Here is a 22,095-nt window from a genome sequence, read left to right on the forward strand (position 1 = left end):
GGCCCTTTGGGCCTCAACGTTTCACGCTGGCCGCTGCGGAGACCGTCTGCGCTTCAAAGTTCTGCTGCCAGTAGCGCTCGATCTGATCGATCAGGGCGGCGGGCAGGGGGACGTAGTTGAGCGTCTCGGCCTGCGACTTGCCGTTCTCCAGCGACCAGCGGACGAAGTCGATCGCGGCTGCGGAACGCTCCTGTGATTTCGGCATCTTCGGCATCAGCACGAAGGTCGTCGCCGTGATCGGATAGGCGTCTTCGCCCGGCGCATTGGTGAGCACGAGATGGAAATCCTTCTCCGCCTTCCAGTCCGCGCTCGAGGCCGCCGCCTGGAACGAGGCGGCGTCAGGGACGACGAAATTGCCGGCGCTGTTCTGCACGACACCGAATGAGATTCGATCGAGCCGCTGCAGCGCGTAGGTGTATTCGAGGTAGCCGATCGCGCCCGGAACGAGGCTGACCAGCGAGGCGACGCCGTCATTGCCCCTGCCGCCGAGGCCCAGCGGCCATTCGACCGAGGTGCCTTCGCCGACGCTCGTCTTCCATTGCGGGCTGACCTTCGCGAGATAGTTCGACCAGTTGAACGTCGTGCCGGATCCGTCGACGCGATGGACCACCGTGATCGCCGTGTTCGGCAGCTTGATGTCGGGATTGATGGCGCGAATGGCCGGATCGTTCCAGGATCTGAGCTTGCCGAGATAGATGTCGGCGAGCATGGGCCCGGTGAAGCGGATCTGGCCGGGCTTGACGCCGTCGATATTGACCACCGGCACGACGCCCCCGATAACGATCGGGAATTGCATCATGCCGAGCTTGTCCAGCTCCTTGGGATCGAGCGGCATGTCACTGGCGCCGAAATCGACGGCTTCCTTCTTGATCAGGCCGACGCCGATGCTCGAGCCGACGGCTTGGTAGCTGACAATGTTTCCGGTCTTCGACCTATACGCGTCGATCCATTTCGCCATCACGGGCGAAACGAAGGTTGAGCCGGCTCCCTTGGTCTCGGCAGCCAGGCTCTGCGTGGCGACCAGCAGAGCGGCGAGGACGATGGGAAGTGCAATATGTTTTGTCATGTGCGCGACGCTAACAGGTGGGGCACGAGGCTGATGTGGGCTATGTCACAATGGCGTCGCGAAGCATTCGCACTGGCCATTGCGCATCAATTACAGCACACCGTCAGCGAGCTCCGCATCGTCCGATTGATGTAGATCAAGGTGGTCCGAACGGGCCGGGTCCAGCCGCCCCGCTGCAAGGCGCTGGGGGTAGAGCACGCGCAGATTCGGGAAAACCGCCTGCCAGACCGCCAAATCATGCCGTTTTGCGGCCGAATGGCGGCTTTATTCCCGCTTCGGATGCTTTAAGGAAGGGGCATGATCAGGTCGCCCCCGCCCGGTGGCGGTGCTAGACCCTGATGCAGAAACAATTGGGGCCGGGCCGTACCGGCACGCCCCGCAAGGATGAAGGATGTGAGGCAATGATCCAGACCGTTGGCATCATCGGGGCAGGTACCATGGGGAACGGCATCGCGCAGGTTTGCGCCGCGGCCGGGCTTTCGGTCGTGATGGTCGACATTTCGGATGCGGCGGTGAACCGCGGGCTTTCGACCGTCGGCGGCAGCCTCGAGCGCCTGGTCAAGAAGGAGAAGATCTCGGCCGCCGATCGCGAGGCTGCACTCAAGCGCATCACAGGCACCACCGATCGCGCCAAGCTCTCCGACTGCGACCTCGTCATCGAAGCGGCGACCGAGAACGAGGAGCTCAAGGTCAAGATCTTGAAGGACCTCTGCGCCACGCTGTCGCCGCGCACCCTGGTGGCAACCAACACCTCGTCGATCTCGATCACCAAGCTGGCCGCCGCGACCGATCGTCCCGATCGTTTCATCGGCATGCATTTCTTCAATCCGGTTCCGGTGATGGCGCTGCTGGAACTCATCCGCGGCTTGCAGACCTCCGACGACACTCACGCCAAGGCGCTCGATTTCGCCCAGCGCGTCGGCAAGGTGGCGATCACGGCCAAGAACAGCCCGGGCTTCGCCGTCAACCGCATCCTGTGCCCGATGATCAACGAGGCGATCTTCGCGCTGCAGGAAGGGATCGCAACGGCGGAAGAGATCGACGCCGGCATGAAGCTCGGCTGCAACCATCCGATCGGACCGCTGGCGCTGGCCGATCTCGTCGGCCTCGACACCATGCTCTCGGTGATGGAGGTCTTTTATAAGGGCTTCAACGATCCTAAATACCGTCCGGCCCCCTTGCTCAAGGAAATGGTCGACGCCGGCCATCTCGGCCGCAAGACCGGGCAGGGCTTTTACACTTACGGCACCTGATCATGGTGCAGGCGGCGGGCCTTTCGCGTCCGCCGCCCGATCCCCGCAATTTGCGCTGCGACAAAGACGCCGCGCGCAAATGGCCCGACAATGTCGAACGGGCGGCGTCGCGGGAACAACGAAAGCGGATAGCAAAAAACATGTCGGATCGACTGAAGGCCGAGCGCGAGGCGGCGGCCGCGCGGCGGAGCCTGTTGACCCAGGATGCGATCGAGCGCACCGGAATCACCGAGGAGATGATCGGGGAACTCGTCACCCGTTTCTACGGACGCGTGCGCGAGGACGCGCTGCTCGGGCCGGTGTTCGCGATCGTGCAGAATTGGGACGAGCACCTCGCCAAGCTCAAGGATTTCTGGTCGTCGGTCGTGCTGATGAGCGGCCGCTATCATGGCTCGCCGATGCGAGCGCATATGCCGCTGAGTCTGGTTGGCGATCATTTCGACCGCTGGCTCGATCTGTTCGAGCAGACTGCGCGCGAAGTCTGTCCGCCGCCGGCGGCTGCGCTGTTCATCGACAAGGCGCGGCGTATCGCCGACAGCTTTGAAATGGCTTCGGCCACCATCGCGGGCCGCATCGCTTCGCCGCGTCACGCGCTGAGGTCCTGACATACAAAATGCCTGCCTGAGAAACGCGCAAGTTCGCTTCGCGCAATGGCGCGTCGCACCAATTCCAGCATCATCGGTCTGATCTGCAAAATCATCATGCCGTTCGCGCGGTGTGACGTAGAACTCGCGAAAACGCGCGCGAACGCGTTCACTCTTGCTCAATCAAAGCGAGCAAAGACATATTGATGCACTGCGGCGCCAATCCTTCGCCTTGTTTTCGGCAGAGTTCCAGCGCCTGCTAGCGGGCATGGCGAGCGCACCGTTCAACACCCATTCCTCATTCTCCGAGACGATTGCGGACCCCGAAGCTGACGCGTGCACGGAGCAGACTCGACGGGCGATCCTGCTCGGCGCACTCGCCAGCACCGCGTGTCTCGGCTGCTCCACACGGGCGCGCGCGGGTGAGGATCCGCCTGGCTCCGACGAGCGTCCGCAAAACGGCGACGTGCTCGTCTTCTCCGAAGGAGACCAGGAGGGAAAGCTCATCACCGCAGCCGATCTGCCGGCGGGCGGACCGCCGGTGCATGCCTGGCCGAAGGACCCCAAGACATCGGTCGTGCGCAGCGCCTCGCGCCTCAACGAGATCCTGATCATCCGGCTCGATCCCGCCGAGCTCGACGAGAAGACCCGCGCGCGTGCGGTCGACGGCATCCTCGCCTATTCGGCGATCTGCTCGCATGCCGGCTGTCCCGTCACCGCCTGGGTCAAGAGCGATGTCGGCGACAAGGACGTGTTCAAGTGCATGTGCCACAATTCGGAATACGATCCTCGCGAGGGCGCGCAGGTCGTGTTCGGGCCGGCGCCGCGACGGCTCGCCGCGCTGCCGCTGGCGCTCGCCGCCGGCTCGCTCAGCGTCGCCGGCAATTTCATCGGAAAGGTAGGTGGCGCGCAGCCAGGATGATGGACGCTGCGGGTTATGCCCGCGTCACGAGAGGCCGCATCCGCCGAGGGGCGGACGACGGGACGAACGACAAGAATTCAGAACAAGAATTCAAGCGGATGAAAAAGGGGAACGTCCATGAAAACGTCGACCACCAGAAAGCAATGGTACCTGTCCGGCTTCGTCGCCTTCACTTGTCTTGTCTCGACCGCTGCAATTGCCGGCCCGATCGAGAGCTACGCGCCAGTCACCCAGCAGCGCCTGGAAAATCCGGAAGCCGGCAACTGGATGCTCTATCGCCGCACCTATGACGGCCAGGGCTATAGCCCGCTCGACCAGATCAACACCTCGAACGTCAAGAATCTCACGCCGGTCTGGACCTTCGCCACCGGCGTCGTCGAAGGCCACGAGGCGCCGCCGATCGTCAACAACGGCGTGATGTTCGTGGCAACCCCGATGGGGCAGGTGATCGCGCTCAACGCGAAGACCGGCGACGAATACTGGCGCTACAAGCGGCAGCTCCCAGACGATCTGTTCCAGCTGCATCCGACCAGCCGCGGCGTCGGCCTCTGGGAGGACAAGCTTTATCTCGCCACCACCGACGACCATGTCGTCGCGCTCGACGCCAAGACCGGCAAGGTGGTGTGGGACACCAAGGTGCAGGATTACAAGAAGGGTCAGTACATGACCCTGATGCCGCTGATCGTCGACGGCAAGGTCATCGTCGGCGGCTCCGGCGGCGAGTTCGGCGTGCGCGGCTATGTCGCTGCCTTCGATGCCAAGGACGGCAAGGAGCTGTGGCGGACCTTCACCATTCCCGGCGAGGGCGAGCCCGGTCATGACACCTGGCAGGGCGACGACTGGAAGAACGGCGGCGGCTCGGCCTGGATGACCGGCAATTACGACAAGGACACCAAGACGATCTATTGGGGTGTCGGCAATGCCGCGCCGTGGCCCGGCGAGATGCATCCCGGCGACAATCTCTACACCTCGTCGGTGCTCGCGCTCGATCCCGGCACCGGCAAGATCAAGACCTATCACCAGTACCACCAGAACGATTCCTGGGACTGGGACGAGGTCGAGGCGCCGATCCTGATCGACCTGCAACGCGATGGCCGCAACATCAAGAGCCTGGTCCATCCCGGCCGCGACGCGATCTTCTGGGTGCTCGAGCGCACACCGACCAAGATCAACTACGTCGCCGGCTGGCCGTTCGTCTCCACCGACGTCTGGAAGGGCATCGATGCGGAGACCGGCAAGCCGATCGTCGATCCCGACCACAAGCCGGTCATCGGCAAGCGCGTCGAGTTCTGTCCGTCGCTATGGGGCGGCAAGGATTGGCCGTCGGCGGCCTACAGCCAGAAGACGGGTCTCGTCTATGTGCCGGCCAACGAGAATTTCTGCGGCGGCTTCACCGGCGAGAAGCTCCCGCTCAAGCCGGGTGAGCTCTGGCTCGGCACCAAGCCGGAGGACATCGGCCTGAAGGCGAAGCCCGGCGCCGATCATTTCGGCGAGCTCCAGGCTTGGGATCCGACCACGGGCAAGAAGGTCTGGCAGCACAACTTCCCGAAATCGCAGTTGTTCGGCTCGGTGACGGCGACCGCGGGTGATCTCGTCTTCGCCGGCGGCACCAACGACCGCAACTTCCGCGCCTTCAACGCCAAGACCGGCGAGCTCTTGTGGGAGCAGAAGACCAACTCCGGCATCATGGGCATGCCGGTGTCCTATGAGGTCGACGGCACCCAATATGTCGCGATCCAGTCCGGGTGGGGCGTCGACGCGCAGCGCATCCAGGATGCGCTCGCCACCAATAATATCGGCATCGAGTCCAACGTGCCGCAGGGCGGCGTGATCTGGGTGTTCGCGCTGAAGAAATAGCTCCGCGGCGGATCGACGAAAGCGGAGCAGCAGGGGGGTGGAGAATGCGGCGGACGGCAACGTCCGCCGCATTTTGCTTGGCGGTGCGGATTGTTGTCGATCCTTCTCCCCTTGCGGGAGAAGGTGGCGTAGGCGGCCTTCGGCCGCCGTTCTCAGGAACGCCGAAGCAAAGCTTCGGCTATGGCGCCGGATGAGGGGTATGTCTCCGCGCGCACTCATTGTGAGATGAGTTCGCAGGAACAGACCCTTCACCCAAGCAAGGTTGTATCTCCCAGCGTCGCGGCCCTCTCCCGCAAGGGGAGAGGGCACATCCATGCGCAGCCGTCAGATAACTACTTCCCCTGCCTGTCCACCTTGTCCTTTTCCTTCTGGTTCATCTCCCGAACCTTCGGATCCGGATTGTGCTGCCCGGTGGTCTGGGTGGTCGAAGGCGGCGGGGCGGTCGCATTGGGAAGTGAGTTCTGGTCGGGCGCGGTGGGGCGCGTCGCCGTGGTCGGGGGCGTCGTGTTGCTTTGGGCGAACGCGCCCGTGGTCATGAAAAAAGCGCCCGACAGCAACGAGACTGCGAGCGCCTTTGAGATGTTGGTCATCGATCTGCTCCTGTCAGATCGATGGAAACGGCGCGAGGCCGCCTTGTGTTCCCCGCCCTAAAGCGCGATGGGATGAAGATGAATCACCATCGCGCTTTAGGTTATTGTTTGAGCATGATCTTTCGGAAAACCGCTACGCACTTTTCCGGATCATGCCCTAGGTTTCGAGTTGCTTGCCGAGCGGAAGGTTGCGGATGCGCTTTCCGGTCGCGGCGAAGATCGCGTTCATCATCGCCGGTGCGAACGGGGGAACGCCGGGCTCGCCGACGCCGCTCGGCGGCGTGTCGGGTCCGGGCGGAACGATGTAGACGTTGGTGACCACAGGAGATTCATCCATCCGGATGACCTGGAAGTCGTCAAAGTTCTTCTGCTCCACCTTGCCGTCCTTGAAGGTGACCTCGCCGTATTTGGCAAGGCTCAACCCCATGATCGCCGCGCCTTCGATCTGCGAGGCGATGCGCTCGGGATTGACATAGGTGCCGCAATCGATCGCGGTGTCGACCCGCGGCACCGTCAGCTTGCCCTTCTCGTCGACGGCCACCTCGACGATGGTCGCGATGTAGCTGACGAAGCTGCGGTGGACCGCGATGCCGAGGCCGTGGCCCTTGGGCACCTGGCGGCCCCATTCACCCTTCTCGGCGACCAGCTCGACCACCTTGCGCAGGCGCGCGGTGTCGATCGGATAGCTGTCGAAGGGCTCGCCATAGTTCCACAGATCCTTCACCGCCGGCTTGACGATGCGCGGGCTGCCGATCAGCGCGAGCAGCGTCTCCTTCTGGTCGCGGCCGGTCGCAGCCGCGATCTCGCCGACCATCGACTGCACCGCGAACGCGCGCGGAATGTTCGAGACCGAGCGGAACCAGCCGATACGGGTGAACGCCGCAGCTTCCGGATTCTCGCAGGTGATGTTGGCGATCTCGAACGGCATGTCGACAAGGCCCATGCCGAGCTCGAAGGGAGCCGCGTGATTGGCGCCGGCGGCGAAGGTCGAAGCGATCGTCGGTGCCACGCTGCGATGGCGCCATGCGACCACCTTGCCGCTCTTGTCGAGCCCCGCCTCGATGCGTTCCACCGAGACGGTGTGCAGGAAGTCGTGATGAAGATCGTCCTCACGCGTCCATTGCACCTTCACGGGCGCGCCCAGTTCTTTCGAGAGGAGGGCAGCCTCGAGCGCAAAATCGCATTTCGATTTGCGGCCGAAACCGCCGCCGAGCAGCGTCACGTTGACGGTGACGTTGCCCTCGGGGATGCCGAGCGTCTTGGCGACATCCTCGCGGGTGCCGCCGGGGCTCTGCACCGGCGCCCAGATCTCCGCCTTGTCGCCCTTGACGTCGGCGACCGCCACCGGCGGCTCCATGCTGACATGGGCAAGGTGCGGCAGATAATATTCGCCGACGATGACCTTGTCGGCGCTCTTCAGCGCGGTGTCGGCATCGCCCTCCTGGCGCACGACGAGTCCCGGCTTGCGCGCGGCCTCCTCGAGCTCCTTGCGATAGGCGACCGAGTCGTACTTGCCGTTGGCGCCGTCGTCCCAGGTCAGCTTCAGCGCGTCACGGCCCTTGATCGCCGCACCGGTGTTGCGCGCGATCACCGCGACGCCGCCGAGCGGCTGGAATTTCGACGGCCATGGCCAGCCCTGCACCTGCATCACCTTCTCGACGCCGGGGATCTTCAGCGCGTTGTCCGGCTCGAACTTGACCAGCTTGCCGCCGGTCACCGGCGGACGCGCGATCACGGCATATTTCATGCCGGGCAGGCGTACGTCGGCGCCATATTGCGCCTTGCCGGTGGTGATGTCGTGGAGATCGACGATGCCGACCTGGCCCTTGCCTAGATAGCGGAAGTCTTTGGGGTCCTTCAGCTTGAGGCCTTCGATAGCAGGCACCGATTCCTTGGCGGCGTCGGCCGCGAGCTCGCCGAAGCCGAGCTTGCGACCACTGGCGCTATGGACGACCTCGTGGTTGACGGCCTTGACCTCGGTCGCCGGCACGTTCCAGCGCTTGGCCGCGGCCTGCTCCAGCATGGTGCGGGCGGAGGCGCCGATCTGGCGCATCGGGATCAGGTAGTGCCGCGTGCTGCGCGAGCCGTCGGTGTCCTGGTTGCCGAACTTCACCTCATCGCCATGGGCCTGCTGCACCTTCACCTTGGACCAGTCGGCTTCCATCTCTTCCGCCACGATCAGCGGCAGACTGGTGCGCACGCCGGTGCCCATCTCGGAACGGTGAGCGAGGATGGTGACGATGCCGTCGGGCGCGACCGCGACGAAGACGCGCGGATCAACCACGACGCCATGCGGCATCTTGCCGGCGCCGGTTTCGTAGGCGAAGGCCTGGCGCGACATCACGGGTGCGGCGAGCACGAACCCGCCGGTGATGCCGAGCCCCTTCAGGATGCTGCGGCGCGAGACCTTCTCGACCTTGATGTTCTTTTCGAAGCCACGGAGCTTGCCGGGATTGTCGATGAAATTCATGTCACACTCCCGTCGATGCGAGATGGACGGCGTTCTCGATGCGCTGATAGCAGCCGCAGCGGCAGATGTTTCCGGCCATCGCCTCGCGGATCTGGTCGTGGGACGGCTTCGGGTTCTCCATCAACAGCGCCGCGGCCTGCATGATCTGGCCCGCCTGGCAGAAGCCGCATTGGGGCACGTTGACCTGGCGCCAGGCCTTCTGCACCGGGTGGTCGCCGTTCGGATGCAGCCCCTCGATCGTGGTGACCTCGCGTCCGGCGACGTCGTTGATCGACGTGATGCAGGCGCGCACGGCCTCCTTGTCGACGATGACGGTGCAGGCGCCGCACAGGGCCTGGCCGCAGCCATATTTGGTGCCGGTGAGCCCGGCCTCGTCGCGCAGGAACCAGAGTAGCGGGAGATCCGGGTCGCCGTCCCAGCTCTGTTCCTGGCCGTTGATCTTCACCTTGATCATGATCGTCCCTCGCTCTTCATAAGCATGTCGAATTCAAATTCGCCGATCTGGATCGGCGGCGGCTCGTGCGTCGTATCGGCAAATATCTGCCGTCATCCCGCGCGGGCAAATCCCGGAGGGAGGCAGCTACGCCAATGGCGATGTCTGGATGTGCTCGATACCTCCCGTGTTGTTCTTAATTGATTGAACTTCGCGCGGCATCGTGACGGCGCGACCGTAGCAGAGATCGCGCCGGCCCGGCGTTCACAGCCGAGTGTTCTCACCGGGAAAAGATTGCATCGATCGTTTGTCAAAAGCAGGGCGCAACATCAAGCCGCGCGCCTCCCAGGCGGGCGCACCAAAAAGGCTTCGTCCGCGAGAAAAGACTGCACGGACGAAGCAGGATGCCTCAGTCGAGGGAGGGAGAAGCGCAGTCCGCGGACTTCAATCAGGAAGCAGGCGGCACTGCGCAGTCATTCAGAGACCAGGACTGAGGAGCCAATGGCCCTCACGCATACGCGCCGTACAGAGGCGGCGGGGCACGCCGCGATCGTTCCGAGGCCAGGCCCGTCCGGCTCGCTGGCGTTGGTCGACGCCAGTGAGCGGACGGGCAGGGCCTGTGTTCAGGCGACCTCGTTCAGGCCGCTTTGGCTTTGGCCACGTGGGTCGCGATCGCGTCCATCAGTGCGGGCGACAGGCAGTCATAGGGCTCGAGCCCGATTTCCTTCAGCCGCGCGCGGATGCCCGCCATCTGCTCCGGCTTCACGCCCGATTCGATCACGGAGGAGACGAAGGCGGCGAATTGCGGCGCCTGCGAGCCCTGCTCCTGGAACAGCTCGGGATGGATGAAGTCGAGGCCGTAGAACGGATGGCCCTTGTTCTCGATGCGGCCGTACATGTGCGTGCCGCAGGCCTTGCAGGCGTAGCGCTGGATCACCGCAGAGGGATCGACGATCTGTAGCTTGTCGCCGTTCTCGGTCACGGTGACGTTCTGGCGCGGCACTACGGCCACGACCGAGAAGTTTGCGCCTTGCGGCTTCCAGCACTTGGTGCAGCCGCAGGCGTGGTTGTGGGCGACGTCGCCCTTCACCGCGACCTTGACCGGGTGGTCGTTGCATTTGCAGACCAGCGTGCCGCCGGCAAAGCTGCCGCTGCCCTGTTTGACGCCGTTATCGATCGAGGGATGGAGTGCAACAGTCATGGGTCGATCCTCCTTGGGTGCGATGCCTGTGGGCTAGTACACGACGACGGAACGGATGGATTTGCCCTCGTGCATGAGGTCAAATCCCTTGTTGATCTCTTCGAGCTTGAGTACGTGGGTGATCATCGGATCGATCTGGATCTTTCCGTTCATGTACCAGTCGACGATCTTCGGCACGTCGGTGCGGCCGCGCGCGCCGCCGAAGGCGGTGCCGCGCCAGTTGCGCCCGGTGACGAGCTGGAACGGGCGGGTGGCGATCTCCTTGCCGGATTCGGCGACGCCGATGATGATCGAGGTGCCCCAGCCGCGATGGCAGGCTTCCAGCGCCTGGCGCATCACGGTGGTGTTGCCGGTGCAGTCGAAGGTGTAGTCGGCGCCGCCATCGGTGAGGCCGACGAGATGCTGGACGATGTCGCCCGTAACTTTCTTGGGATTGACGAACTCGGTCATGCCGAACCGGCGGCCCCAATCCTCCTTGGCGTCATTGATGTCGACGCCGATGATCTTGTCGGCGCCGGCCATCTTGGCGCCCTGGATCACGTTGAGGCCGATGCCGCCGAGGCCGAACACGACCACGTTGGAGCCCGGCGTGACCTTGGCGGTGTTGACGACGGCGCCGACGCCGGTGGTGACGCCGCAGCCGATGTAGCAGCTCTTGTCGAACGGCGCGTCCTCGCGGATCTTCGCCACCGCGATCTCCGGCAGCACGGTGAAGTTCGAGAAGGTCGAGCAGCCCATGTAATGGTAGACCGGCTTGCCCTTGTAGGAGAAGCGGCTGGTGCCGTCGGGCATCACGCCCTTGCCTTGCGTCGCGCGGATCGCGGTGCAGAGATTGGTCTTCTGGCTCAGGCAGCTTTTGCACTGCCGGCATTCCGGCGTGTAGAGCGGAATGACGTGGTCGCCCGGCTTCACCGAGGTCACGCCGGGACCGATCTCGCGGATGATGCCGGCGCCCTCATGGCCGAGGATCGAGGGGAAGATTCCCTCGCTGTCGAAGCCGTCGAGCGTGTAGGCGTCGGTGTGGCAGATGCCCGTCGCCTTGATCTCGACAAGGACCTCGCCGGCCTTGGGTCCTTCCAGATCGACTTCGACGATCTCGAGCGGCTTCTTGGCTTCGAAAGCGACGGCGGCACGTGTCTTCATCGGTAGCTCCTCAAATTCTCATCAGACGCCAGGAAGTAGTCTTGGCAGTCTCCGTAACGTTCATTTCTTGCCCATGCAGGCGTCTTCAGCCTTGGTGTAGGCCTCGTTCTTCTCTTCCTTCTTGGAAGGACGCTGCCGGCCCCAGGCTTCGGTCGAGCGCGCGCGGAGATAGACGTAGAGATCGTCCATGTAGCAGGCGACATTCGGGTTGTCGCCGAACGCCGGCATGACGTTCTCCTGCGCGGTCGAGATGTTCTTGCGGCCAGAGGCAACGACGCCGAGGAAGTCGCCGTAGCTCATGGTCTTGACGGAATCCTTCAGCGCCGGTGCGTAAGTGGATCCCATGCCGTCGGGGCCATGGCAGACGTGGCAGTCGGAGTGATAGCGGCGGTAGCCGGAGTAGGTGAACCAGTCCACGGTGCCATCGGCCGAAATCTTGTAGGTCGGGTTTCCTTCCTTATCGAGCCATTTGCCGTCGTCTTCCTTCTTCACGGCGGTCGGGTCGCCCGGACCGTCCGCGATCGCAATTCCTCCGGACCCAACGAAGATCATCGCAGCAATGACAAAGCAGATTTTACGCAAGAGATTTTTCCTCGGAAGGCGTTCGGTGGAGACGAACCGGCGCGTGGAGCGATCCACGCGCCGGAGCGATGCTGAGGGGCCTAGTTGGGCAGCGAGAACACGGTCAGCGTACCGCCGAGAGCCGTGTAGTTGCTGAGAGCCGCATAGCCGCCGACTGCGCCGAGACCGGCGGTCGGATCGGTCAGACCAGCTGCCAGACCGATGCCAGCCCAGCCGCCGACACCCGAGAGCACTGCGACATACTGCTTGCCGCCGTTCTCATAGGTGGTGACGTTGCCGATGATGCCGGAGGGAGTCTTGAACTTGTAGAGCTCCTTGCCGGTCTTGGCGTCGACCGCCTTCAGGTAGCCTTCGAGCGTGCCGTAGAACACCACGCCGCCGGCGGTTGCGAGCGCACCCGACCAGACCGAGAACTGCTCCTTGTTCGACCAGACGATCTTGCCGGTCTTGCCGTCCCAGGCGATGAAGTTGCCCATGTGGCTTTCACCCTGCGGCGGATACATCGAGAGCGTCGCACCCACATAGGGCTGGCCCGCGGTGTAGCTCACCTTGAACGGCTCGTAGTCCATGCAGACGTGGTTGGTCGGAACGTAGAACAGCTGCGTTTCCGGCGAGTAGGCTGCCGGCTGCTCGTCCTTGGTGCCGAGCGCGGCCGGGCAGATGCCCTTCACGTTGTGGTCTTCACCGGCCTTGTCGGTCGAAGCTGCGTCGAGCACCTTCGGACGGCCATAGGTCGCCGAGTTCTTGTCCATGTCGACGCCGGAGGTCCAGTTCACCTTCGGATCGTACTTTTCGGCGACCAGCAGCTCGCCGCTCTCACGGTCCATGGTGTAGGCGAGACCGTTGCGGTCGAAATGGGTCAGGAGCTTGCGCGCCTGGCCGTTGATCTGCTGATCCGAGAGGATCATCTCGTTGACGCCGTCATAGTCCCACTCGTCGTGGGGCGTCATCTGGTAGACCCACTTGGCCATGCCGGTGTCGGCGTCGCGCGCGAAAATGGTCATCGACCACTTGTTGTCGCCCGGACGCTGCTTCGGATTCCAGGTCGAGGGATTGCCCGACCCGTAATAGACGAGGTTCAGAGCGGGATCGTAGGACATCCAGCCCCAGGTGCAGCCGCCGCCGATCTTCCACTGATCGCCTTGCCAGGTCTTCAGCGAGGAGTCGGCTCCGACCGGCTTGCCGAGCGACGTCGTCTTGGCCGGGTCGACCTTGATCTGGTCATCCGGGCCTTCCGAGAAGGCGCGCCAGACCTGCTTGCCGCTCTTCAGATCGTAAGCGGTGACGTGGCACTGCACGCCGAACTCGCCGCCGGAGATGCCGACGAGGACCTTGTCCTTGACGACCAGCGCCGCCGACGTGCCGGTCTCGCCCTTCGCCGGATTGCCGTTCGTCGCCGACCAGGCCACCTGACCGGTCTTGGCGTCGAGCGCGACGAGGTTGGTGTCGGCCTGATGCAGGATGATCTTGCCGTCGCCGTAGGACAGGCCGCGGTTAACCGTGTCGCAGCACATCACCGGGATGACGTTCGGGTCCTGCTTCGGCTCGTACTTCCAGATGATCTTGTTCTCGTTGGAAAGGTCAATGGCGTAGACCTTGTTCGGGAACGGTGTGTGGACGTACATGACGTTGCCGATGATCAGCGGGCCGCCTTCATGGCCGCGCAGCACGCCGGTGGAGAAGGTCCAGGCGACCTGGAGCTTGCCCACGTTTTGTGCGTTGATCTGGTTCAGCTTGGAATAGCGGGTATTGGCGTAGTCGCCCGCCGGCATCACCCAGTCTTTCGGGTTCTGCGACATCTTGATCAGCTCATCATTGGCTGAGGCGCTGCCGACGGCGAGAGCCGCCGCGGAGCCAAGATAAGTCGCCAGTAGCACCTTGCGCATAGTTATTCCTCCGTTGGTCTCGTTTATTGTTTCCGAAGCATTGATCAATCACCGGGCTTCTCGTCCGGCGTCTGCTCGTGCAGGGCGGTCACGATTGGGACCAGAAACGATGCTGTGCTGTTTCCTCCTCCTGGATGAGAGCCACGGGTCCACGTGCAGGAGCGGCCCGTTCTTGTTGTTCCTGACGCAATCCCTAACGGCTTCGTCATCGGGAAACTTGCCCAAGAGAGAAGGCGGTTTGCTCGACAGCGCACGGAGGCGAAGATTTTGATTTTGCAGTAGCGAATTCAGCGGCTTCCGCGCGGCTTCTGGAGCGCCGTCAGCACTCAGGTTCCCCTTGACGGCGGTGCAACTAAGGCGGAGGATTAACTTTAAAGGGTGGCAATGGGGCGATGGCGCTCGCTGCAAAAGACCGCTCAAATTCGAGGTAAACGTCACGCAATCACGGCTGAGGGCTCCGGCAGCGCCGGTCGCGATTCGCGTCCAATCTCCGGATCAAACCAGTGGCTGGATTAATGTCCGACACAATTCACACGCTCTCGACGACCGGAATGACGCCGAAGCGCCAGATCCAAAGCTGGATCGACGGGCTCACGAGCCTGTGTGGGCATTTCGACGTCGATCCACTGGAGGCGTCCTCGCTCGAAGGCCGCATCGACTACACCTCCGTCTCGCGCCTGAAGCTGTGTCAGATCGAGGTGAGCCAGCATCGCATCGCGCACACGCTGGCGCGCGCCAAGGCCAATGAACACCCGTACATCAAGATCCACTTCCAGACCTACGGCGTGTCGTATTTCGAGCAGGAAGGCCGCCATATCGAAATCAATCCCGGCGACATCATCGCTTATGACGTCTCCTGTCCGCATTCGATCATCAGCCCCGCCTTCACGCGTCACGACGTCGTGATCGTGCCCAAATCGTTGCTGCGCGATCGCGGCTTCCCGTCGCAGCGGATGCCAGCCTGCAAATTGTCGGCGAAGACCGGCACGGGGCGTATCGCTCATGACTTCGTCCATGCAACCTTCGACGAGGCGGCCAAGCTGTCGGCGAACAGCGCGGTCGGCGTCGCCGATTCGCTGATCGACCTGTTGCTGCTGCCGCTGCGCGAAGCCGACACGATGTTCGATCGCGTCGGGCCCGAGGCGATGTATGTGCGCGCGCAGTTCTTCATCCGCGAGCACCTGCGCGACCCGGATCTGTGCATCGACCAGATCTCGGCCGAGCTCGGCTGCTCCAAGCGCTATCTGCACATGCTGTTCTCGGAGCGCGGCACGACCGTGAGCGACTACATCTGGCAGGCCCGCTTGCAGAACTGCCGCCAGGAACTCGAGGCCCACGCCGGAAAGACCATCACAGACGTCGCGTTCTCCTGGGGCTTCTCCAGCTCATCGCATTTCAGCCGCGTGTTCCGGAAATATTTCGGCGTGGTGCCGTCCTCGATCCACAAGGCGCAGCAGGCCAGCGCCGTCGCAGACGAGCATTAGACAGTCGTCGCCGCGGTCGCTCCAGCGATAACGGTGCCGCTCAGGCCGTCGTCGCCATGTAGGGAATGCTGGTCAGGAGCGCGGCGAGCGAAGCCGCGTTGCCGAGCATTCCGCTCCAGTGCAGCCGGCGTAGCCGACGCGGCGCCTCGGCATCGCCGGCATCCCTTGCGCTGAGCTCGTCGTCCATCCGTCGCATGAACCACGGGCGTCCCCAGATGGCGAGGGCTGTGAGCATGGCGACGCCCAGCGCGGCGAGCAGGCGACCGTCGAGGAGCAGAGCCACCGTTCCGATGAGGCCGGCAACACGCATCACCAGGAAATGCGCATTGAACATTCCGCGCAGCAATTGAGCGACGGGCTGGATGTCGAGCTTCACCAGCAGGAAGGCGGGCGAGGCCAGCGTGAAATAGCCCATCGGAAAGAGCAGGATGATCATAACGGCGACGGCGACTGCATCCGGTGTCATGCGATCTGCCCTTCTTGTGTGCGCTGGCGAGGGTTTCCGGCGCACAATCATAGCGGGAAAGTACGTTTTCCGACACTAGGCTTTTGGTCGGACGCCGGGCCGAAGAGTGACCGGCGCCGTGTCGCGGTTCGTGCTTCAGGCCGGCTCGAGGCCGAGCGACTTTGCGCTCTCGATCCAGATCGGCAGCTCGCGCTGATACAGCTCGTTGGTCTGCTTGAAGCCGATCGCCGGCTCGAGCACGAAGGTCGCGAGAACCTCCTTCACCTTCGGATCGCTGTTGGCGGCAACGCAGAGCTCGGCGAGGCGGTCGACGACCGGTTGCGGCGTCGCTTTCGGCACCGCCCAGCCGGAGAAGCCGCTCACCGTGAAGAATTTCGACGTCGCGCCCTGCTCGGGGAGGGTCTTGATCGCCGGGATCGCGTCGACCTTCTTCGAATGCACCGCGAACACGGTGCCGCGATCGCTTTGCAGGACCGATTGCGCCGCCGTGTAGCTGCCCATGGCGGCATCGAGCGTGCCTTCCAGCATGCCGGTCCACATCGGCGCCTCGCCGCGATAATGGACCGGCTCGATGTTGAGGCCGTACTGCTTGTTGAGCTCGTTGATCGTCATGTGCGGCGCCGAGCCCGCGCTGTAGGTGCCGAAATTCACCTTGCCGCTCTTGCGCGCGAAGGCGACGAAATCCTCCAGTGTCTTGACGCCGGTCTTGGGGTTCGCGATCAGCAGCAGGCCGGCGCCCGGGATGACGCTGACCAGCGTCAGATCCTTGTCCATGTCGTAGCCGGGATTCTTCATCACCACCCGGTTCATGATGAAGGTGGTCGAGATCGAGCACAGGATGGTGTGGCCGTCAGGCTCGGCGCGGGCGACTTCCGCCGTGCCGATCGCGCCGGAAGCGCCGGGCTTGTTCTCGACGACGACGGTCTTGCCGACCTGCTTGGAGATGAATTCGCCATAGGCACGCGCGAGCAGGTCGGTCTGCCCGCCGGCCGGGTAGCTGCAGATCATGCGGATCTGCCGCGACGGCCACGTGCCTTGTGCCGAGGCGCCGCGCGGGACAAAGGGCATTGCGAGTACGGCGCTGCCGGCGGCGATGAAGTGGCGGCGATCGAATTTGGCGGACATGATTCCCTCCTGATTTTTGCCGAACCTACTGCATCAGGCTGGCGCCATCATGGGCGGGAGGCGAGACAGATTGGCGCATTCGAGACGGTGTGGACGGACCTTTCTCCCGTCTGCCGGACAATCAGGCCTTCCGCATCATCCGCAGCCAGACAATCTCGGTCAGCGCCACCGCAATCAGGCCAAAGGTGCCGCCGATCAGCACGTTGACGATACGCTCCTCGGCAATGCCGCTGGCGCCGCCGGCGAAGGATGCCGCCAGCGCGATGAAGAAGCAGCGCAGGCCGAAGCCGACGACATAGCGGGAGAACGAGATCAGCGTGAGAGTGGCCGCGAGCACCGCGATCGCATAGCCAACGCGGCTTTGCGGCAGGGCAAGGCCGGCGAGAAAGCCGAGCGGCACGCCGACGACGGCGCCGATCGCCCGCTGCTTCAGCTTGCCGGTGGACGCGGTGAGGTCGCCGACCACGACGCTCGCGGCCGACCACATCACCCATTGCCCCTGCGCAAGGTTCAGGATCTCGACCAGCGCCGCCGCCGCGAACACCGCCATGGCAGTCGCGAGCGCGGCCAGAAACCATTCGGCCGCGGGCGGTCCGAACGAGGTCGCTGCAGTGCCGCCCCGGCGCTGGTCGTAAAGCTGGATGGCGCAGACCAGCGCCAGCGCGATCGGAGAGGAGACGATGATCACGCCGGCATGACGCAGCGCTTCCGAGGCGCTGACGCCCTCCCGCACCTCGCAGGCGAGATAGACGGCGGGGATGAACACCCAATTGCCGAGCGTGCGAAAATGTTCGCCGTAGCGCGTTCCCGCGACAGCCAGGAAGCCGGCGAGCGCCGTCAGCACCACGAACAGCGGCTTGACTGGAGCTGCGAAGAACAGCACGGCAAAGGTGACGAGGATGGCGAGATAGTGCCAGGCGACGACTTTCGGCGGAAAGTGCTGCCGGAGCGCGGGAATGAGCAGCGACACCGCAACTAGGCCGAGATTGAGCAGTGCCGTCTCGCGCGCGATGAAATAGGCGGCGACCATCGGCCCGACCACGATCAGCGCGCGCACGAGCTCGGCGGACTTGACCTCGCGGGCGAGGAGACCGCGCAGGCCCGCGGCGGAAGGAATCGTGGGGGAATTCACGGGGCACCAAGGCGGCGAATGAAATGCCGATGATAGCACGGAATGGTGCAGAAACTTTGCGTATGGCGCGACGGCCTTTCCACGCACTCGCTGTCATCGCCCGGCTTGACTAACCGCCAACCTGTCAGTGATGTGTCCGAACAGGTGTCAGCCATGTCTCCGGTCTAAACATCAAGCCGGGGCATGACAGCGGTGGGTACGGCCACCTCACCGCTGAATGATCTTCATCCAGACCTCACCCAGGATCGCGGGCTCGCGTGGCGGCAGATAGGTGAGGCCGGCCTGTTTGCCGAGCTCCGCGATCTTGCCCTCGGCCGCAAGCTCCGCCAGCGCCTTGTTGACCGCATCCATCAGCTCGCCGTTGCCGGCAAGCCCGACATAGCCGCGATTGGCGCCGATCGGGTAGTAATAGCCGGAGGCGGTCACGGCCGTGTCGGGATGTGCGGCGCGATAGGCGTCGAACCGGGCAAGATCGATCAGCGTCGCGTCATAGTCGCCGCGCTGGAGCGCGCCGAGCAGGTCGTCTCGGCCGGGGACGAGATGGGTGATGCTGTCGATCAGGCGTCCCTTGTCGAACGTCATCAGGATGGCATCGCCGAGCGAGCCGCTCTCGATCGCGAGGCGAAGGCCCGCGAGATCGCCGATGTCGCCGATCTTGCGGCCCTGCACCTTCGGCCCAAGCAGGATCGTCATCGGTGAATAGACATAAGGCTGGCTCGGCGCGAGCACGCCGAGCGCGACGCGGCGGCGCCTGTCGTCGCGCGTGGCGCCGGCAAAGTCCGGCAGGCGCGCCGTCTTCATGCCGGGCTTGACGAGGGAATCCGCCGTCAGCGCGTAGCCGCCGACCAGCGCGCAGCGCCCGTCGGAGAGCAGCGCGTTGGCTTCGAGCTGCGGGCTGGAATCCTCATCCAGCTTACTCTCGAACCACTGGATCGCCAGCGGTCGCCCCAGCCGCTGCGCGATCGCCTGTGCCAACAGCACGTCGAAGCCGGCATCCGGCTTGCCCCTGTGATGCGCCGAGAGCGGCGGCCGGTCCTCGTCGAGGCAGATCCTGAGTGGATCGTCGGCCGCATGCGCGGTGGTCGCCGCGAGAATCGCGCCAACGCTCCATGCTGCAAGCCAGGCCCTCACGGCTTTCTCCGGCTCGAGACGAAGGCCCAGAGGTCCCCGATCTCGTCGTCGCTGAGGATGTCGCTCCAAGGCGGCATCTTGTTGTTCTTGCCGTTCTTCACGGTGGTGACGAAGCGCGTCTTGTCGTCGGGAAAGGCGCGCAGGTCCGGCGTGATGGTGCCGGAATTCATCATATTGGGGCCGTGGCAGTGCGAGCATTTCGAAGCATAGGTCGACTTGCCATGATCGATCTGAGCCTGCAGTGGATTGCCGGTTGCGTCGTCCGCGGCACGAACGGTCGCCGCAAGCGCGACCGTCAGCACCACGGCGGTGGCGAGGACCGCCACCGTCTTGTGAGATATGTCTTTCAGCATCGCGCCGCGGTTATTGCTTGACCGCGAAGACCCACAGCGAGCCGCCGGCCGGCACGCTCGCAAGCCGTTCGTCGCCCGAGAAGATCGAGTAGACGCCGCCATAGCCGCTGGTCACGGCGACATATTGTACGCCGTCCTGCTGCCATGTGATCGGTTGTCCCTCGATGCCCGAGCCGGTCTGGAACTGCCAGAGCTTCTTGCCGCTGTCGGCGTCGAACGCTTCGAACTCTCCGGTCAGTGCGCCCGTGAACACGACGCCGCCCGCCGTCGACAACACGCCGGAGAAGCGCGGGATATCGCTCGGCGCCTCCCACTTCGCCTTGCCGGTCATCGGATCGATCGCCTTGAGGTGACCACGCGGTCCGTCGGGCCAGTCCCAGAGGTCCGTCAGATCCATGCCGAGGTACCATTCGCCGGCCTTATAGGTCACCGGCTCGGTCTTGTAGTGACCGCCGAATGCGAGCGTGTTGGCATAGGCAAGTCCGGTCTGCGGATTGAACGACATCGGCTCCCAGTTCTTGCCACCGAGCAGCGATGGGTAGACGACGACCTTCTTGCCTTCGCGGGCATCCTTGCTGACGTCCGTCTCGATCGGCCGGCCCGTCTTCATGTCGATGCCGGTCGCCCAGTTCACCTTCACGTAGGGATTGGCCGCCAGCAGCTTTCCGTTGGTGCGGTCGAGCACGTAGAAGAAGCCGTTGCGGTTGGCGTCCATCAGCACCTTGGTCGGCTTGCCCTCGACGTTCATGTCGGCGAGCACCATCTCGGCCACGCTGTCATAGTCGAACGGATTGTTCGGCGAGAACTGGTAGTGCCATTTGATCTTGCCGGTCTTGGGATCCATCGCCAGCACGGAGCAGGTGTAGAGATTGTCGCCCGGGCGCACTGCCGAATTGAACGGGCCGGGATTGCCGATGCCCCAATAGACAGTGTTCAGCTCGGGATCGTAGGAGCCGGTGATCCAGGTCGAGCCGCCGCCGAGCTTCCAGGTGTCGCCTTTCCAGGTGTCGCCGCCGGGCTCGTCCGGCGAGGGGATCGAATGGGTGCGCCAGAGATGCTTGCCCGTCGCGGGATCCCAGCCGTCGATGAAGCCGCGGGTGCCGAATTCTGCGCCGGAGATGCCGGTGATGACGACACCGTCGGCCACCAGCGGGGCCACCGTCATCGAATAGCCTTCCTTGATGTCGGCGGCCTTCTGCCGCCACAGCTCCTTGCCATCCTTGGCATCGAGCGCGATCACGTTGGCGTCGAGCGTGGTGCGAAACACCTTTCCGTCGTAGAGCGCGGCGCCGCGGTTGATGATGCCGCAGCAGACGACGCGCGGCGTCTCGGCGGGATATTCGATCTTGGATTTCCAGATCTGCTTGCCGGTCTTGGCGTCGACCGCCATGGTTGCGTTGTGGGAGGTCACGTAGATCACGCCCTGGTACACCAGTGGCTGGGATTCCTCGCTGCGATCATCGTTGAAGGAGTAGTTCCAGACCGGGACGAGGTTCTTGATCGTATCCTTGTTGATCTGGTTCAGCGTCGAGAAACGCTGAAGATTGTAGCCCATCCCGTAGTTGAGAACGTTCGATGTATCGGTCGCGCCCTTGACCAGTTGCTCGGTGGTCTGGGCGCTTGCACATGTCGATGCAAGCATGACGAGGCTCGCGGCCATCGCAAAGCGTTTCATCCGTTCCTCCCAATATGCGCGCCTTTTGACGCTGCGACGTAACACTCCGCCCGAATGCAAAACCCGTCAATACGAAAGTCGAAGGTGCGATGGATGCGCCTTACGGAAACCTGACAAGCGACCCGCGCTTGTGTGCAGGCGCTGCAAAAATTCCGCGGCGTGAAGCAGTGCCGAGCACGGACTGCCGGTTTCGACAACTGGGTTCCGCGGGTTGTGCAGTGCGCAGGTTGCATTCCGGGCTTGAACCGGGGCAGGCTTGTGGACTTATGTCATTTCGCCCCGCGAGGATCGCGGCTCATGGCCAGGAGGTTTCGATGATGTCACGTCGCTCGATTGCGCTTGCGCTTACGATTGCAGTGCTGTCCGGTCCAGCCTGGTCGGCTTCCGGCAGTGCGGTGAAGATGTTCGACACCGACAATGACGGCACGCTCGATCTCGCCGAGGTGAAGAAGGCCGCGAGCGCATTGTTCGCCAAGCTCGATCCCGACCACGACGGCACGCTCGATGCGCGCGAGTTGCGCGGGCGGTTATCGGCGAAAGAGCTCGCCGCCGCCGATCCTGATCATGACGGGACTCTCACGCTCGACGAATACCTGGCGGTGGTCGAGCAGCGCTTCAATGCAGCAAATCCCGACAAGGACGGAACGCTGGATGCGAAGGAATTGAACTCGCGCGCCGGCCGCGCGCTGCTGCGCTTGTTGCGCTGAGCGCGTCAAGGGGAACAAGCCCGACGACGGCGGAC

Annotated in this window: 20 protein-coding genes; 6 read left to right on the plus strand and 14 right to left on the minus strand. The window is 63.7% G+C overall.

Going from position 1 to position 22,095, the window contains the following annotated elements; all coding sequences use genetic code 11:
• Positions 1-13 precede the first annotated feature (13 nt).
• Positions 14-1,066 carry a phosphate ABC transporter substrate-binding protein PstS gene (pstS, locus tag BRAGE_RS0104515; protein ID WP_027562347.1) on the minus strand — a complete coding sequence of 351 codons (1,053 nt, stop codon included), beginning with the start codon at positions 1,064-1,066 and terminating at the stop codon, positions 14-16.
• A gap of 401 nt (positions 1,067-1,467) precedes the next feature.
• Between pstS and BRAGE_RS0104525 the strand changes: the two genes are divergently transcribed.
• From BRAGE_RS0104525 to BRAGE_RS0104540, 4 genes are all read left to right on the plus strand, one after another.
• Complete coding sequence (locus BRAGE_RS0104525) at positions 1,468-2,319, plus strand: 3-hydroxybutyryl-CoA dehydrogenase (protein ID WP_027562348.1); 852 nt, start codon at positions 1,468-1,470, stop codon at positions 2,317-2,319.
• Between the two features lie 140 nt (positions 2,320-2,459).
• Positions 2,460-2,924, plus strand: a complete 465-nt coding sequence (locus BRAGE_RS0104530) for a group III truncated hemoglobin (protein WP_035730946.1) — start codon at positions 2,460-2,462, stop codon at positions 2,922-2,924.
• A gap of 247 nt (positions 2,925-3,171) precedes the next feature.
• Positions 3,172-3,825 carry a ubiquinol-cytochrome c reductase iron-sulfur subunit gene (locus BRAGE_RS0104535; protein ID WP_027562350.1) on the plus strand — a complete coding sequence of 218 codons (654 nt, stop codon included), beginning with the start codon at positions 3,172-3,174 and terminating at the stop codon, positions 3,823-3,825.
• A 117-nt stretch (positions 3,826-3,942) separates the two neighbouring features.
• Positions 3,943-5,682 carry a methanol/ethanol family PQQ-dependent dehydrogenase gene (locus BRAGE_RS0104540; RefSeq protein ID WP_027562351.1) on the plus strand — a complete coding sequence of 580 codons (1,740 nt, stop codon included), beginning with the start codon at positions 3,943-3,945 and terminating at the stop codon, positions 5,680-5,682.
• A gap of 332 nt (positions 5,683-6,014) precedes the next feature.
• On the opposite strand, the gene BRAGE_RS0104545 is transcribed toward BRAGE_RS0104540, so the two are convergent.
• The 7 genes from BRAGE_RS0104545 to xoxF5 form a co-directional block, all read right to left on the minus strand.
• Entirely contained in the window at positions 6,015-6,272 is a 258-nt protein-coding gene (locus tag BRAGE_RS0104545; protein WP_027562352.1) for a hypothetical protein, read from the minus strand.
• A 157-nt stretch (positions 6,273-6,429) separates the two neighbouring features.
• Positions 6,430-8,742, minus strand: a complete 2,313-nt coding sequence (locus BRAGE_RS0104550) for a xanthine dehydrogenase family protein molybdopterin-binding subunit (RefSeq protein WP_027562353.1) — start codon at positions 8,740-8,742, stop codon at positions 6,430-6,432.
• 1 nt (position 8,743) lies between these two features.
• Positions 8,744-9,196, minus strand: coding sequence for a (2Fe-2S)-binding protein (locus BRAGE_RS0104555; protein WP_027562354.1), 453 nt, complete (start codon positions 9,194-9,196; stop codon positions 8,744-8,746).
• Between the two features lie 616 nt (positions 9,197-9,812).
• Entirely contained in the window at positions 9,813-10,376 is a 564-nt protein-coding gene (gene gfa, locus BRAGE_RS0104560; RefSeq protein WP_027562355.1) for an S-(hydroxymethyl)glutathione synthase, read from the minus strand.
• Positions 10,377-10,409: 33 nt separating this feature from the next.
• Positions 10,410-11,519 (minus strand): S-(hydroxymethyl)glutathione dehydrogenase/class III alcohol dehydrogenase, encoded by a 1,110-nt coding sequence (locus BRAGE_RS0104565; protein ID WP_027562356.1) that lies wholly within the window; start codon positions 11,517-11,519, stop codon positions 10,410-10,412.
• Positions 11,520-11,579: 60 nt separating this feature from the next.
• Positions 11,580-12,071: a c-type cytochrome, methanol metabolism-related gene (locus tag BRAGE_RS0104570; protein ID WP_027562357.1), complete on the minus strand. Its 492-nt coding sequence runs from the start codon at positions 12,069-12,071 to the stop codon at positions 11,580-11,582.
• Between the two features lie 110 nt (positions 12,072-12,181).
• On the minus strand, positions 12,182-13,987 hold the full coding sequence (xoxF5, locus tag BRAGE_RS0104575; protein ID WP_027562358.1) for a lanthanide-dependent methanol dehydrogenase XoxF5: 1,806 nt from the start codon (positions 13,985-13,987) through the stop codon (positions 12,182-12,184).
• A gap of 515 nt (positions 13,988-14,502) precedes the next feature.
• Here xoxF5 and BRAGE_RS0104580 point away from each other — a divergent pair.
• Positions 14,503-15,471, plus strand: coding sequence for a helix-turn-helix domain-containing protein (locus BRAGE_RS0104580; RefSeq protein WP_027562359.1), 969 nt, complete (start codon positions 14,503-14,505; stop codon positions 15,469-15,471).
• Positions 15,472-15,511: 40 nt separating this feature from the next.
• Here BRAGE_RS0104580 and BRAGE_RS0104585 read toward each other — a convergent pair whose 3' ends face one another.
• From BRAGE_RS0104585 to BRAGE_RS0104610, 6 genes are all read right to left on the minus strand, one after another.
• Positions 15,512-15,937: a hypothetical protein gene (locus BRAGE_RS0104585; protein ID WP_027562360.1), complete on the minus strand. Its 426-nt coding sequence runs from the start codon at positions 15,935-15,937 to the stop codon at positions 15,512-15,514.
• Positions 15,938-16,072: 135 nt separating this feature from the next.
• Positions 16,073-17,062: a Bug family tripartite tricarboxylate transporter substrate binding protein gene (locus BRAGE_RS0104590; protein ID WP_027562361.1), complete on the minus strand. Its 990-nt coding sequence runs from the start codon at positions 17,060-17,062 to the stop codon at positions 16,073-16,075.
• A 121-nt stretch (positions 17,063-17,183) separates the two neighbouring features.
• Positions 17,184-18,194 (minus strand): FUSC family protein, encoded by a 1,011-nt coding sequence (locus tag BRAGE_RS0104595; protein ID WP_027562362.1) that lies wholly within the window; start codon positions 18,192-18,194, stop codon positions 17,184-17,186.
• A 207-nt stretch (positions 18,195-18,401) separates the two neighbouring features.
• A complete protein-coding gene (locus BRAGE_RS0104600; RefSeq protein WP_027562363.1) occupies positions 18,402-19,325 on the minus strand; it encodes a transporter substrate-binding domain-containing protein in 924 nt (307 codons plus the stop codon).
• Entirely contained in the window at positions 19,322-19,678 is a 357-nt protein-coding gene (locus BRAGE_RS0104605; RefSeq protein ID WP_027562364.1) for a c-type cytochrome, read from the minus strand. The genes BRAGE_RS0104600 and BRAGE_RS0104605 overlap by 4 nt, the downstream gene beginning before the upstream one ends.
• 10 nt (positions 19,679-19,688) lie before the next feature.
• On the minus strand, positions 19,689-21,353 hold the full coding sequence (locus BRAGE_RS0104610) for a methanol/ethanol family PQQ-dependent dehydrogenase (protein ID WP_027562365.1): 1,665 nt from the start codon (positions 21,351-21,353) through the stop codon (positions 19,689-19,691).
• Positions 21,354-21,667: 314 nt separating this feature from the next.
• Between BRAGE_RS0104610 and BRAGE_RS0104615 the strand changes: the two genes are divergently transcribed.
• Positions 21,668-22,060: an EF-hand domain-containing protein gene (locus tag BRAGE_RS0104615; protein ID WP_027562366.1), complete on the plus strand. Its 393-nt coding sequence runs from the start codon at positions 21,668-21,670 to the stop codon at positions 22,058-22,060.
• Positions 22,061-22,095: the final 35 nt, after the last annotated feature.

Source organism: Bradyrhizobium genosp. SA-4 str. CB756, assembly GCF_000473125.1.
Lineage (GTDB): Bacteria > Pseudomonadota > Alphaproteobacteria > Rhizobiales > Xanthobacteraceae > Bradyrhizobium > Bradyrhizobium arachidis.